This window comes from Moritella marina ATCC 15381, from assembly GCF_008931805.1.
GTDB classification, from domain to species: Bacteria; Pseudomonadota; Gammaproteobacteria; order Enterobacterales; family Moritellaceae; genus Moritella; species Moritella marina.
In genome coordinates this window covers 2,622,334-2,636,573 of sequence record NZ_CP044399.1, presented here as the reverse complement: position 1 = coordinate 2,636,573, position 14,240 = coordinate 2,622,334, and the positions used below count along the sequence as shown (strand labels likewise).

At 41.0% G+C, this 14,240-nt stretch carries 11 protein-coding genes; 4 read left to right on the top strand and 7 right to left on the bottom strand.

Annotated elements, in window-relative coordinates; translation table 11 throughout:
- Positions 1 to 138 precede the first annotated feature (138 nt).
- Positions 139 to 1,164: a phospholipase A gene (locus tag FR932_RS11810; RefSeq protein ID WP_019442933.1), complete on the top strand. Its 1,026-nt coding sequence runs from the start codon at positions 139 to 141 to the stop codon at positions 1,162 to 1,164.
- Between the two features lie 31 nt (positions 1,165 to 1,195).
- Here the strand turns inward: FR932_RS11810 and FR932_RS11805 are convergent, their stop codons facing one another.
- Positions 1,196 to 3,271 (bottom strand): sensor histidine kinase, encoded by a 2,076-nt coding sequence (locus FR932_RS11805; protein ID WP_019442932.1) that lies wholly within the window; start codon positions 3,269 to 3,271, stop codon positions 1,196 to 1,198.
- Positions 3,272 to 3,572: 301 nt separating this feature from the next.
- On the opposite strand from FR932_RS11805, the gene FR932_RS11800 reads away from it, so the two are divergent.
- Together FR932_RS11800 and gltS are read left to right on the top strand one after the other, a co-directional pair.
- Positions 3,573 to 4,430 carry a TIGR01459 family HAD-type hydrolase gene (locus FR932_RS11800; protein ID WP_019442931.1) on the top strand — a complete coding sequence of 286 codons (858 nt, stop codon included), beginning with the start codon at positions 3,573 to 3,575 and terminating at the stop codon, positions 4,428 to 4,430.
- 134 nt (positions 4,431 to 4,564) lie between these two features.
- A complete protein-coding gene (gene gltS, locus FR932_RS11795) occupies positions 4,565 to 5,806 on the top strand; it encodes a sodium/glutamate symporter (protein WP_019442930.1) in 1,242 nt (413 codons plus the stop codon).
- Between the two features lie 376 nt (positions 5,807 to 6,182).
- On the opposite strand, the gene FR932_RS11790 is transcribed toward gltS, so the two are convergent.
- The 4 genes from FR932_RS11790 to FR932_RS11775 all read right to left on the bottom strand — a co-directional run bounded on the left by FR932_RS11790 (position 6,183) and on the right by FR932_RS11775 (position 11,715).
- Positions 6,183 to 7,451 carry a lipase family protein gene (locus tag FR932_RS11790; RefSeq protein ID WP_019442928.1) on the bottom strand — a complete coding sequence of 423 codons (1,269 nt, stop codon included), beginning with the start codon at positions 7,449 to 7,451 and terminating at the stop codon, positions 6,183 to 6,185.
- A 296-nt stretch (positions 7,452 to 7,747) separates the two neighbouring features.
- Positions 7,748 to 10,303 carry a bifunctional diguanylate cyclase/phosphodiesterase gene (locus FR932_RS11785; protein ID WP_019442927.1) on the bottom strand — a complete coding sequence of 852 codons (2,556 nt, stop codon included), beginning with the start codon at positions 10,301 to 10,303 and terminating at the stop codon, positions 7,748 to 7,750.
- Between the two features lie 303 nt (positions 10,304 to 10,606).
- Positions 10,607 to 11,023 (bottom strand): VOC family protein, encoded by a 417-nt coding sequence (locus FR932_RS11780; RefSeq protein ID WP_019442926.1) that lies wholly within the window; start codon positions 11,021 to 11,023, stop codon positions 10,607 to 10,609.
- Between the two features lie 53 nt (positions 11,024 to 11,076).
- On the bottom strand, positions 11,077 to 11,715 hold the full coding sequence (locus tag FR932_RS11775; protein ID WP_019442925.1) for an NADPH-dependent FMN reductase: 639 nt from the start codon (positions 11,713 to 11,715) through the stop codon (positions 11,077 to 11,079).
- A 206-nt stretch (positions 11,716 to 11,921) separates the two neighbouring features.
- Here FR932_RS11775 and FR932_RS11770 point away from each other — a divergent pair, with 206 nt between their 5' ends.
- Positions 11,922 to 12,635 (top strand): helix-turn-helix transcriptional regulator, encoded by a 714-nt coding sequence (locus FR932_RS11770; RefSeq protein WP_019442924.1) that lies wholly within the window; start codon positions 11,922 to 11,924, stop codon positions 12,633 to 12,635.
- A 77-nt stretch (positions 12,636 to 12,712) separates the two neighbouring features.
- Here the strand turns inward: FR932_RS11770 and rsuA are convergent, their stop codons facing one another.
- Both rsuA and FR932_RS11760 read right to left on the bottom strand, forming a co-directional pair.
- The gene (rsuA, locus tag FR932_RS11765; protein ID WP_019442923.1) at positions 12,713 to 13,402 is read right to left on the bottom strand and encodes a 16S rRNA pseudouridine(516) synthase RsuA; all 690 of its coding nucleotides are present in this window, start codon (positions 13,400 to 13,402) and stop codon (positions 12,713 to 12,715) included.
- A gap of 188 nt (positions 13,403 to 13,590) precedes the next feature.
- Entirely contained in the window at positions 13,591 to 14,199 is a 609-nt protein-coding gene (locus FR932_RS11760) for a LysE/ArgO family amino acid transporter (RefSeq protein ID WP_019442922.1), read from the bottom strand.
- Between the last annotated feature and the right edge of the window lie 41 nt (positions 14,200 to 14,240).

Sequence of the window (14,240 nt, the reverse complement as noted above, 5' to 3'; positions counted from 1 at the left end):
ACCCTGCTGGAGGGATTTTAATAGCGATGTACCTTAATTATAATAAAGTATATTATAATTAAGTGTATTATAATTAAGTATATTATAATTAAGTATATTATAATTAAGGTACATCGCTATTCATGAACGGAATCCATTTTGCAACAATTAAACTATAAAATCCTCTCGTTAGTGTCTTTCTTTTTTTCTCTTAGTTTTCAATTACAAGCAGCAACAGAAAGTGACTGTATTAACAATCAAGTCGCGTATAGTGCTGCAGAAGTAACATTAGGGGAAATCAGGACAATATGTAAAGCGCAAAGTGATCTTGAAGAAGACGACTCGGTCATTATTCGTGGTAAAACAGTGCAAGCAGGTTTGATGACAAAACGAGTGATTGAAGAGCGTCAACATGATACTTCTGAATTTGTACTCACGCCGTACAGGATGAATTATATTTTACCTGTTTATACTACCAATCAGATTAACCCTGAAGTCTATCGTAATTTAGATGCCCGTGATGAAGGTTATAAAGAAGTCGAGGCTAAATTTCAATTAAGCCTGAAACTGCCATTAAGTTATCACTCTTTATTGTTTGACGGCGATCGCATCTATGCTGGTTTCACCCTCGAGGCCTGGTGGCAAGTGTATGCGGATGATATTTCTAGCCCTTTCAGAGAAACTAATTATAGACCTGAAGTATTTTATGTTACACCACTAGATTGGCATCCTAATGATGCGAATACGGCGATGACGGTCGGATTCGAACATCAATCGAATGGCCGTTCAGGAACCGCTTCTCGTTCATGGAATCGTGTTTATAGCGAATTTATTTATGAGAAGGGTAATTTGGTTTGGAGTATTAGACCTTGGTATCGTATACCTGAAGATGCTAAGACAGATCCGAATAGCCCGAGTGGGGATGATAATCCGGATATTACTGATTACATGGGGCATGTGGAATACGCTATCGGTTATGCTTTTGGGAAGTATGAATTGAGTACTGAAATACGCCAGAATTTTGCAACCAGTAAAGGCGCAGTGAAAGTGAATTTCACGACGCCTTTATATGGAAAGCTGAAAGGTTATTTCACTGTATTTAATGGGTATGGTGAAAGTCTGATTGATTATAATCATAGTCAGACGCGTTTCGGTATCGGAGTCGCGCTTAATAACATGTTTTAACTCGGCGACTCGGTGTTCAGTCGTGATGGTATTATTCATCACGGAGGTAGGGCTTAAGCGTTAGGGTAAATGTCATCCCTGCTTGTTGTAGGTTATTGTGTGCAAAGATCTCACCTTGCATATCACGCATAATATTCGCAGTGATAGCCAAACCGAGTCCTAATCCCTCGCCAATTTTCTTGCTGGTATAAAAAGGTTCGAATAGATGTGCTAGCGCATCATCATCTACGCCTGGGCCATTATCCATGATCTTGATGTGTATTGTGTCTTTAACCCTGTTGGCACTGATCATGAGTGTTGGTTTTGATATTTGTTCTGATGTTTGTTGCAGGGCGGCCGCAGCATTGCTGATTAAGTTAGAAAATACTTGGTGTAACCTATGCGGCTCTGCGAGTACTTGTGGCAATGAGTCTGGAATATCAACCGTCATGGCGATGTTCGCGAGTTTGTTTTGCTCTAGTGTAAACACGTCGTTTAATACATCTGTTATTGACGTGGCAATTAAACGCTCTGGACGATTGAAGGCGAAGACTTTCAGTTGGGCTGTCATTGATAGCATACGCTTAACCAGTTTATCGATTAAAGCCATATTGGAAACTAATACCTTGGTATTACCTTGTTCCAAAAATAGCAGATTACTGGATAACAAGGTTCTGATACCGGTTAAAGGTTGGTTTAGTTCATGATTGATTGCGCTAGACATACGCCCGAGCGCAGCCATTTTACTGCTTAATAATAATTCTTCTTGCGCGGCATACAGTTTTTCTGTGGTTTCTTGTACTCGGGTTTCAAGTTGCTCATTTGCTTGTGATAGTGCGTGTTCTGCGCGTTTACGTTTACTGATATCAACAAACGTCATTAGCGAACCACGTCGTTGTGACCAGGCCAAGGGAGTGATGGACAGCAAGGCTGGGAAGTCATCACCATGATGATTATGGGCAAACACTTCAATGCCAGTGAAATTTGGGGTGATTAACAGGTCATTTAACTGGCTAACGACGGCGTCGTTGTCTTGGTGCCGGGTGAGTAATTGGCTAGCATATAACTTATGAGCGTTGCTATTCTTATCACTTTTATCAAGATTGTCATTACTTAAGCCAAAATAACGCATTGCGGTTGGGTTGATATAGCTGATGCTGCGGTCATTATTAAGTAATACTAATCCAACATTGGTGCCTGCAATCATCTGTTTTAATGCGGCGTGAGAATAAAGCTTTTGCTTACGTTCATAACGATACAGCAGTACAGACAGTAACAGTGACATTAATATCGCGGAAATAAAGCCCGCCATATTCACTTTTCGATATAAACCATTTAATGGTGTCAGGTAGTAAATATGCCATCTTAGATCGTCTAACTGCACTTGTTGTACTTGATAGTCACGGTTCGCGATCACCCAGCTGTAGATATTTGCGTTATTACTGAGCTGATGCGTGATGATGTCAGCCGTGCCTAAGCTGTTAATTTCCGTCGCCGATATTTGTGGGTGGCTAGAGAGAAAGAATTTATTTTTGGCATTACTGATAAGGATGAAATCATTTTCTGCCAACCAAGGATCACTTAATGCGGTTAAGTCGACTTCGATGACGGCAATACCGATTAATTTATCTTGATGGTTTATTGGCAAGCTTAAATAATAATTGGCGCTACCATTGGCAATATAACTGGAGGTGAGTACGCCTCTGTCTTTATCCAACTCACCGTCTTGATTACGTAAGTTACTGGTAATGTTCAGGGCTTTGTTGTAATCCCAATTGGTATTGTGACGGCTTGATACTAACAAGGAACCATCTGGCTTAAGCAGGTACCAACCTTTGGTATTGGCCGCTTTATCAAACTGGGTGAGTGTTTGCTGGAGCTGTGTTGTTGATACCTGGGTATTAGTCAGGACAGGGATAAGACTCTCTTGTTCTGTGATCAGGTAAGGCAGGTACTTGTAACTGGCGAGGACACGCCTTATATCGACAACATAAGTGAGTAGTTGGTTTTCTGCTTGTTCACGATTGGAGTCTAATAGCCAGTCTCGGCATATCTCGCGTACGCTAAAGGTTGTGACGATCACGCTACATAAAATAACAGCCACTATAATTTTAAATTTGTTCGACACCGACACACCGCTGATAGAAAGCGCATAATAAGAGAGTTCGTAGACGTTTTGTCATCAAGAACTCATAACTAAGCGCTAACTTAACAATTTTTCGCTAATAAAACTGGATCTGCAATCACGTTACACCGTATTTACACCTTGTTTCTGGGTATTTATATGACGTAATTTAGTGGGGATTTGTGGGTTTAAGTATATAGTGGACTATCTTATTCAAGCCATTGATGATTTGAGCCATTCATGACTCGAGCGATTTATATTTAATATCAGTGGCAGATGCTGTTGGAGAAATGAAAAAGTGAACATGATTTCCGGTCTTAAAGACATTATTAACGATTTTGATACTTTTATCTTGGATCAATGGGGCGTACTGCACAATGGCGGTGATGCTTTTCCTAACGCGGTTGCGACATTAGAATTTTTACAACAACACCACAAAAAAGTCGTGATCTTATCGAACAGTGGCAATACCCACAATTTCTCTTATCAGCGTTTAACCGATTCCGGTATTCGTCGTGATCTGTATATTGATGTACTGACATCGGGCGATCACATGCGCCACAATTTCAAGCAAGGTAAATTTGACCATTTAGGCACTAATGCCTTGGTGTTTGGCTGGGGCGAGGGGATCAACGGTACTGTACTCGAAGATTGCGGTTTAACCAGTGTGGTGATTGAAGAAGCGTCATTTATCATGTGTTATGGCGTTGAACGTGGCACGGTTGCTGATTATCAAATAGATCTGGATATTGCTTTTGCCCGTGGTTTAGAAATGGTGGTGAGTAATCCTGATTTAGTGGCGATGAGACCGGATGGTGGCTTAAATTTATGCCCAGGTTCTATTGCCATGGCTTATGCTGACATGGGCGGCACAGTATATTGGCACGGTAAACCACAAGCGCAAATCTATGCCATGTGTCATACCTTGTTAGGCGGTTGGGATAATGCCATTGCTGTAGGCGATAGTTTAGAACACGACATCCGCGGCGCGAATACAGCAGGTATCGCTAGTTTGTTTTTAACCACGGGTATTCATGCTGATGATCTTACTGCTAAAATGGCAAATAAAGAATATACGAATGATGATGATCTAGTTGCTGATTTAAGCCGTGAGTTTGACGTAATGCCAAGCCATTATATTGATTGGTTTCAAGTCGATTAATTGATGTTTATGGTTTGTGGATTCAAATTTCAGCAGGTAATCTCTTAGTTAACTATTAGACCATATCTAAATGGGTAAGCCTTAAGTAGGTAATATCTGTAAAGGAAGATCTAAAAAATAACTAAGGGGTACTGATGGAATTGGACGTAAGACAAACTGTGATTGTGGCGATTTTGGTGCTGTTTATAGGTAAGTTCCTGACACGCAAAGTCGCTTTTTTACAAGAATATAATATCCCCGAGCCAGTTTCTGGCGGCTTAATAGCATCTATTGTTTTCGCTATTATTTATGGCGCATTTGATATCGAATTACAATTTTCATTAGCGGTACGTGATACGCTATTGATTGTGTTTTTCACTATTATTGGCCTGTCCTCACGCTTTTCAACGCTGCTTAAAGGTGGTAAACCGTTAATTATCTTGTTGGTGATTGCGGTCATTTATTTGTTTTTGCAAAATTTCACAGGCTTAACGGTTGCACAGTTTACCCAGCAATTACCAGAAGTCGGTATTATTGGTGGTTCTGTGTCCTTAAGTGGTGGACACGGTACCGCGATTGCGTGGGCGCCGCTGTTTGTTGAGAAATATAATATCAGCAACGCGATGGAAATTGGTATTGCGTGTGCGACCTTTGGCCTGATCCTTGGTGGCGTTATTGGTGGTCCGATTGCCAAGTATTTAATCAGCCATTATAAGCTGGAACCGAGTAAAGAACCTGAGCTCACCGTCGGAACCTTGCATGAACTTACACAGCATCAAACTAAGCAGACTAAACAAACACAGGCGAACACTGCGGCACCGATAGATTATCACCATATGCTGAATTCAATATTGATTATCAGTGTCAGTATTGGTTTAGGACTTGGGCTGAATGTCATTATCGGCAACCTAGGCTTACATTTACCTGAGTTTGTTACTTGTTTGTTTGCGGGCATTATCGTCATCAATTTAGGCCCGTTAATATTGCCTAAGTTGACATGGCCTGAGCGTAGTCGTTCGTTAGCCTTAATTTCTGATTTAAGTTTGGGCTTGTTTCTAGCCATGTCATTAATGAGTTTACAGCTGTGGACATTAGGCGGGCTAGGTGGACCTATATTAATCATGCTTGCTGCGCAGGTACTTATTGTGACTGGCTTTGTTATCTTTGTGGTCTTTCCGTTAATGGGTAAAGACTATGACGCAGCAGTGATGTCAGCTGGTTATGCGGGATTGGCGTTAGGTGCAACACCAACAGCGATTGCCAATATGACCGCGGTAACCGAGAAGTTTGGTGCTTCTGCAAAAGCCTTTGTTGTTGTACCGCTGGTGGGCGCATTTTTTATTGATATTGCCAATGCCCTGATTATTCAATTCTTGTTGGATATCTTTGCGGTGTAATTTAGCTTATATTTAGGATCCGTTACGCTAGCTATCATCAATATTTATAAGCATTTTTGTGTCTTTTATAAGTTGTTTTATGTGTCTGGATTGATCATTTTTCAAGTGGGGGATATTTGTTATTTTTTTTTAACTTTTCAAGTGCTTGCATTACTTCTTCTTTGGCTTTATCTAGGCTTTCTTTACTTGAATCATTCATGGTATTTAGTTTGTCGTTTTTGGTTTCCTATTTAACAACATGAATATATTGGCCTTCAATAATAAACTAATCATATAGTTTTAATATTCCTTTTATCTTCCTTTTTTTAATGAAGAGGGCCTATCATCACAGATAGGCCCGCTTTTATTAGCGTTGATAAAGACTGACTATCTGGTGTTAATTAACATGACCCCAGGTATTCACTAATTCTGTTAACCCTGCGCCAACGCTGGTATCCGGAGTGATGTAAACATGTGTCGGCTTGTTAGCTGCACTTGCTTGTTCGTTCGCTAGTGGCATTAATATGTCATTAATGAAGGGCGTTAAGTAATGACTATCCGCCGGATTTGAGCCTGGTGCTTTCGGGAAATAAATCATGTTTTCGTTGTGACGGCCAGAGAGTGTCGCAACCGGATCCTTTTCACGAACCATATTAATGACGTTGTTGTAACGCATCTTATTGGCAAAAGCGTGAATGTATTTTTCGATGATACGGGTTGCTGGTGATGAGAATACGCGTGCTAATACACCCGTTCTGACACTCGCATCAATGGCGGTATAAGCACCTAATGAATGACCTGTTAATACCACATTATAACTTGTCGCTGCGCTTGATGCTTGGTAGCCACGGGTTAATGACGCTGCATTTGCAGGGTATTGTGCAAGAATTTGTTGCGTAAAATTATACGCATCAATTTGCCAGTCTTCATCCGTTTCTGAAAGGTTGGTCAGTACGAGTTCGATGTCTTGCATTACATCCCCGCCGTTACTCGTGCCTTTAAACGCAATAATGATCTCTTGTTCGAGGTTTTTACTTGGCACCGCGGGTACTTTAATTGCCACACCGTGAACACCACTGTCACCAACATAACGAGCAATAACATCCAGCTCGAGGCTATTTTCGTTTAGCATTAACTGTTGGAAAGTCGGATTGTCGGTAAATGAGAACGGTGACGATCCCTGTTCAGTACTGTAGACATAACTTGATGCAAATGCATAACGCAGCATATTGTTGTATGTGACGGGTAATTCGCTATTGTTGATAGCGAGTGCATCAGTTTCGGTCATGACGGGATACTCATAACCAACCGAACTGTTGGCCGCAAAATAAGTGACATTACTGGTGTACTCGTTTGAGTATTTGTTCGCGAGGGTATTCTTACACATACTGGCTAACGTGCTGTGTACTTGAGCGGATGTAACGGGCTGTGAATCAATCGCTTTGACGATGAAATAATTTTCAGTGTCAGCATTGTAACCATTGTCCTTCCAATAACCGTCAAGTTTGAGGTATTGATTGCTAGGGTTAACTGCCCATGATTTTTTGATCAAATCAGAGCGTGCGGCGAAACTGTCTTTGACGCCATAACATTGTAAATAAGTACTATCGAGGGCAAGGCTGTTAAAACTCAGGGTTGATATTAATAACGTCAAAAAAATGCGCATTTAAAACTCCATGTAATAGCTATTGTAACTAAATTTGACCAGGCGTAATTGCAGCACTGTTATCGCTAACGGCGAGTGTGCATTACGCATCACAAATGTTGATTATTTGTGAATGAAGGGGAGGTTATCGTATCTTTTTCATTTATTTTTCAATCGAGATCGCATATTCACTTAATGAATAGAGTTTTTGAGACGGGTTGTTCTATTTTGTCGTTGTTTTGTGATCAACAGGAATAATTAAGCGTACAAGTGTAGTTGTAAAGCGTATCGGTCTTGAAAATTGGCGCTGTTGTGAATTAAGTTAGGCTATTATGCTGTGGTTGTGAATCACGAGTACCGTGAGTAATGTCCCACTCAGAGAGTGGTTTAGGGCGAGCATAATAAAAACCTTGTGCGTAACGACAGCCTAGGCTTTTAAGGTGGTTGGCTTGTTCAATTGTTTCGACACCTTCTGCAACAATGTCGGAGTTGAATGTCTCTGTCATCGTAATAATGGCGGCTATGATCGCTGCGTGGTTATCACTGTCGAGCATTTGGCTGACAAAAGAACGGTCTATCTTTAATGAATCGAACTGCAGCTGTGTCAGGTAAGCCAGTGATGAATAGCCAGTACCAAAATCATCAATGGCAATATGTATGCCTAAATCGCGTAGCTCACCCAGCAATTGATTGGTTAATAATGGCTGACTGACTAAGCGTGATTCGGTTATTTCGAGGGTCAGATTCGCGGCTGGTAATTGGGTTAACGCCAGAATTTCTTTCACTCTTAATACATAATTTGGGTGCAGTAATTCGCGTACCGACATATTTACGTGTAGAGAGAAATCACTTGGCCACAGGCCGCTGTCTATTTGCATTTTAGTGTCAGTACAGGCTTGTAATAAGATTTGCTTACCAATATCGACAATCATACCAGTGTCTTCGGCGACGGGGATAAAGTCTAGTGGCGATACGAGCCCTCGAACTGGGTTGTGCCAGCGTACTAAGGCCTCGGCGCCGGCAATGGTATCGTTAGTTAAATCAATGACTGGCTGGTAATATACGGCAAATTCATTGTTGCTGATAGCACGCTGTAAGTCGGCTGTTAAGCGGGTTTTTTCTTGTGAGGCTGCGATCATGTAATCTTGATAATGGCAGCATTTTACTTGTTCTTGCTTCACGGCATAGGTCAGTGCGAGGCTTGAATTTTGTAACCATACATCGATCTCAATATTATCGAATTGACCACTCATTATCCCTGCGTCAGCACCCACTAATACTTCGGTACCGTTAATGGTAAAGGGATTTTTAAAGTCGGTTAGTAACTTTTCAGCAACTTGATGGCTATGAGAAAGGTCTATAAAGTCAGGATAGAATACCGCAAAGGTATCCTTATCAATGCGGCTGATGGTTACTTTGTCTGCCGTACTTTGTTGCAAGCGACTGGCGATAGCAACGAGTAACTGCTCACTTTTATGTTGGCCTAAACTATTACTGATGTGACGGAACGAGCGTAGCCCAAGCAACACCAAGATCCCTTGCTTTTGTGAGGTCGGGTTATGTAGCCTTTCCACAAAACCATCACGACTTAATAGCCCGGTCATCGTGTCTGATAGCAGCTGCTTACGCAGTGTAGTAAACGAATGTTCTAATCGTGATGACATTGACTTGAATGCAGAAATAAGCAGAGTTGTTTCATGTAATTTGATGCCTTCATCGATACTGACGTCCCAGTTGTTATGGTCTAAGTGCTGTGATACTTCAGCAATATCCATAATCGGCTGCGTGATAGTTCGCAGTAAAAATAACCCCATTAACAAGCCAAAGAAGGCGAGGACAAGTGCTGCTGCTACACCTAAACGCTGCTGGCTTGGTAACCCTCCGAGTAAGACGTCTTCTGGTAGTGTAACGACAATATACCACTGCAAATTGTTATTGTTATAAGCGCTGATACGACTGAAATAACGAATGCTGTCATGGCTGAATTCGAATGTTGCGGCATGTTGATCTGTTTCTAATTGTTGCTCAATAATTTGTGCTGCATTAATTGCGATGAGTGTGCTATCACTATCAGTTGCTAAGATATGCTGGTTGTCTGGATCGATTAATGGAGCTTGTAACGAGTTGGCAATTAAAGCGCCATCGGCATTGGTGATATAGGTTAAACCACCGAATTCACTACTGTCAGGTTTGATAAATTGTGACAGTTGCAGTAAGTCGATATCAGTGGCGACTACACCTAATAATTTATTATCGCGTATAACCGGAGCTGCACTGGAAATCGTAAAGGTCTTTTCGGAATCAATATTACTGTAGATGTTTGCCCAACCTGCGGCTTTGTTTTCAGCAAAAGGTGCATACCAAGGTCGTATTGTTGGGTCGTAGCTTTGGATACTGTGATGAATCTGTGTATCAATGGTAATGCCATTATAAAAATCAAGGCTATTATTGGTGCGCTTATCTTGCAGCATTAAGCTAAGTGATTTGTCGCGGTGCAGACGAAAACCGACGTAATTTTGGTGTTCATCACCAAATGCAATGGTGCTAATTTGTTGTTGTGAACTATAAATATCAGTCATCGCGGCATGCAGATAATTTTCGATTTTACTTAAATCTGCCGTTTGATCGAGTTGATTACGCTGGATGCTATCGGCAATCGTGAGCGTGGTATTAAAAGGCTGCTCTAAAAATCGATCTAGGTTGTTACTGATATTTTCTGAGTAGGAGCTGAGTAATTTGCTACTGATTTCATTGAGCATTCGTTCATAATTACTATTTTGAACAAAAGTGAGTACGGCCACAGTAAGCAAAAGCAGTAAGGTGAAAGGGAGCATCACCGCTTTACGAAGAGTTTGGGGTTTTGAAATTGTCATTACTGCGATCTTAGATCATTTATAGGGTTGAATACACAACACTATGTTCACTTATATTTGCTGTTTATGCAAAACTTCAAATTTATAATGAGAGTTTTATCACAAAAAATGGATGTTTATATTAGCTAATTATTGCCGTTATCCCATAAGTGGTATACGCAGTATATTGTAGTATTAAGTTCTTTATATTTATTGTATTAATTATACTCTGTTTTTATTTTTATCGTATTTACGGTTTATTATTTTTACTTCGGTTGATACCACCTTATATAAAATAGTGGTATCAGTGTCGCTGCAAGGTATTCAATAACGATTTCTTAAATTGGGTATGTCGGTATTATATTGTACAAACTCCACTTCATAGCCATTTGGGTCGAGGAAGTAAATATTTTGGCGATATTCATCCTCCATACCATCTTTGGCAATAGCAAAACCTGCGTCGTTTAAGCGGTTGATTATACCTGCAATATCATCGGTGACGTAAGCGAAATGTGCTAGTCCCACTTGGTGGCCAGCTAAATCTCGATTGTCACCAACCCCATTATCACCAAAAGCCAGATATTGGTAATCATCACCAAAATGAATCCAATTTCTTGGTTTACCTGACCATTCACCTTTGTCACCACCTCGTATTGACCAATGTGGAAAAGCGGCGCGGTAAAAGATAAGTGTTTCTTCGATATCGCGTACAATTAAATTAACGTGTTCTAGTTGTATCATGATGATGTCCTTAAGTTTTGTAAATGAAAGCTATATATGTTTAAACTGTGCGTCTACATGCCGTAACTGTACTGCTCTTGCTGAGCATAAGGTTGTTGTTGCTGACACTGACGAATTTTCCCCAATGCTTGGCTGTACAGGTGCAGTGTATGTAAGCTGTAGCCAATTCGATGGCGGATACTCTTGTCTCGGTGGTGAATGCTTTGGTCTGGTTCGTGACTCAAGGCCTCATCTGCTAAAGTATTTAATACATCACCGACATTACGAATGATTAAGTGATCTGGTATTGCTACTAACTTATTATTTTTACAGCCATTCATTCTTAATTCTGCTATTGGATTAGCACCACTAACACCACCGACGACTGACACTAACAGTGCGGGCTTATGTGCTGTGTCATCAGGTGTGCACATCATCAAAAAGTTCTTTAATATGGGGGTTGCCATACCTTGCCACTCTGGGGTGATAAGCACGAACGCATCGGCCTTAACCAGTGCTTCGCTAATGACTGGCCAGTCACAGCCTGGCGCAGATTTACTTTTGTCATCGCCATCCCAAAAGGGTAGTTGGTATTTACACAGCTCGATATGTTGAACGGTTTTATATTGGCCTGCTGCACTGGCGATGTACGCCGCAACTTTTGCACTTTCTGAATGTTGACGTTGACTGCCACTGACGATAATTAATCTCATATTAAGTAAACCTTTTTGTTTATTAACTGTTTAATAAGGTAATCGCTTTACTTAAGTTTGTAAAGCCTGAATTGAAAATAAAGTAAATAAAAAAGTTTACTTAATATTTATATCGGCAATAATACAGCTATAAATGTACCTGAATAAACTTGTTCATCGCATATATAAGAGTGGCCGTCATTGGGCGTGGAATAGTTGGAGTTAATATGAAAGAAAAAACCAGTGAGAAAATTCTCAGCTTATTAAAGGTCGAAGGGGCATTAACCGCCAAGGTACTGGCGAGTGAATTAGGCTTGACGACCATGGGTGTTCGCCAGCATTTACAAGCGTTAGCCGATGACGGTGATATTAGCTTTGAAGATAAGAAAGCCGTACGAGGCAGACCAACACGTTATTGGGCGTTAACGGAGCAGAGCAATAGCCACTTTTCTGATCGCCATGAAGAGTTGACCGTACAGCTTATTGATTCAGTGCAAGTGATATTTGGTGATACCGGGCTTGAGCAACTTATTGCGCACCGAGAACAGGCATCGTTTGTACTGTACAGCGACAGACTAGCAGGTCATTCTGATTTATTGGGTAAGCTTGAAGCCTTGGCTGAATTACGCAGTGAAGAAGGTTATATGGCAACAGTCATGATAGGTGAGGATTGCGGTGTTATCACCGATGATAGCAACATTATTAAAGATAATTGCAAGGTTTCTGACGACAATGTGGATATAGTTAACTGCGGTAATATTTATTGGCTGATGGAAAACCATTGTCCGATTTGTGCTGCTGCATCGACATGCCTTAATTTTTGTCGTTCTGAATTGAATTTATTCCAAAGCTTGTTAGCGGGAATGGCGACTGTTGAACGTGAAGAACATATTGTCGAAGGTGCAAGACGCTGCGCGTACAAAGTGACAGCGACCAAGTAATAGAGATTATTGGCAGTAAGAAAAAAGCCCACATTAACATAATTAATGTGGGCTTTTTTCATTGTACACTTAACAGATTAGATGCTTTTAGCTTCTGCATCTGTTAGGTAACGCCATTCACCTAATTCCAGTGTTGGGTCTAATACGATCTCACCGATTTGCTCGCGGTGTAAACCAACTACGCTATTGCCTTGGCTGGCAAACATACGCTTAACCTGGTGGTATTTACCTTCTTGGATAGTAAGCAATACTTCTTTTTCGCTTAAGATCTCAAGTTTTGCAGGCAGGCAAGGTTTGTCTTCGCTACGCAGTTGGATACCGGCTTCAAAATCAGCAACAGCTGTTGGCGAAATCGCTTCAGCCAGCTGTACACGGTAACGTTTGTTACATTCACGCTTAGGTGATGTAACGCGATGTGACCATTGGCCATCATCTGTAATTAATACTAAACCTGTGGTATCAACATCAAGACGACCTGCGATGTGTAATTCATCTCGCTTGTCTGCTTCGATTAAGCTGATCACTGATTGATGCTCTTCATCTACTGTTGAGCAAATTACATCGACTGGTTTATGCATCATGATATAACGCGGTGGGCGTTGGCTTAATGATTTACCACTAAACCAAACATCCATGTCAGCTGTTACTTTATAGTCTGCTTTACGTACAACTTCGCCATCAACTTTTACGTTGCTGCGTGCAATCTCACGCTTTGCAAGAGTTCGGGTCAGGTTAGTACTTTGGCAAATAAACTTATCTAAGCGCATTTATGTTCAACTTTTGTCTGGTGTTATAGGAATATATCCAAACTGAGTTAGTGTTTAGCTCGGTTTGGATAGATGGGCTGATTATCGGCCTTTTTCACTGTAAGCGCAAAGTATAGTGAACAATATCTCAGAATTCGGAGAATAAGCACTAAATGATTTACTTAAAGTCGCGTATTTTGGGTTTTCGATTACAAACTACGATATAGGCTGCTGGCGATCAACCACATAATACAACCGACTGTTATGTCGATAACACGCTGTACCTTTGGCTGGTTTAACCAAACTGAAAACTTTGCGGCACTAAAAGCTAAACCATAAAACCATAAAATGGAGGCTAAGATCGTGCCACCCGCAAAAGCCAAACGACTATCACCGGTGAACTGATTACCGACACTACCTAAGACTACTACGGTATCTAAATACACATGGGGGTTGAGCAAGGTAACTGCGAGGGTGGCCATGATCACCATTTTACGAGATTTATGCCCGCCACCTAAGGCTGTTTTACCATATTGATAGCGCCATGCACTGCGAAATGAGAGTGCACCATAACTGGTTAAAAATACAATGCCACCCCAGGTGATAATGTGTAATAAGTTGGGATTTAATGCCAATAAACTGCCCGCACCAAACACACCTGCACTAATTAACAAGGCGTCGCAGATAATACAAATAGTCGCGGTTAAAAAATGGTGATTACGCTTTATGCCCTGATTTAAGATATAGGCGTTCTGCGCGCCGATAGGAATGATCATGCTACCGCCAAGCAGTAGTCCTTGAATTGTTGCTGTTATCATAACGAACCTCTAGAAATTAGGCTGTCGAGATTACAAAACAT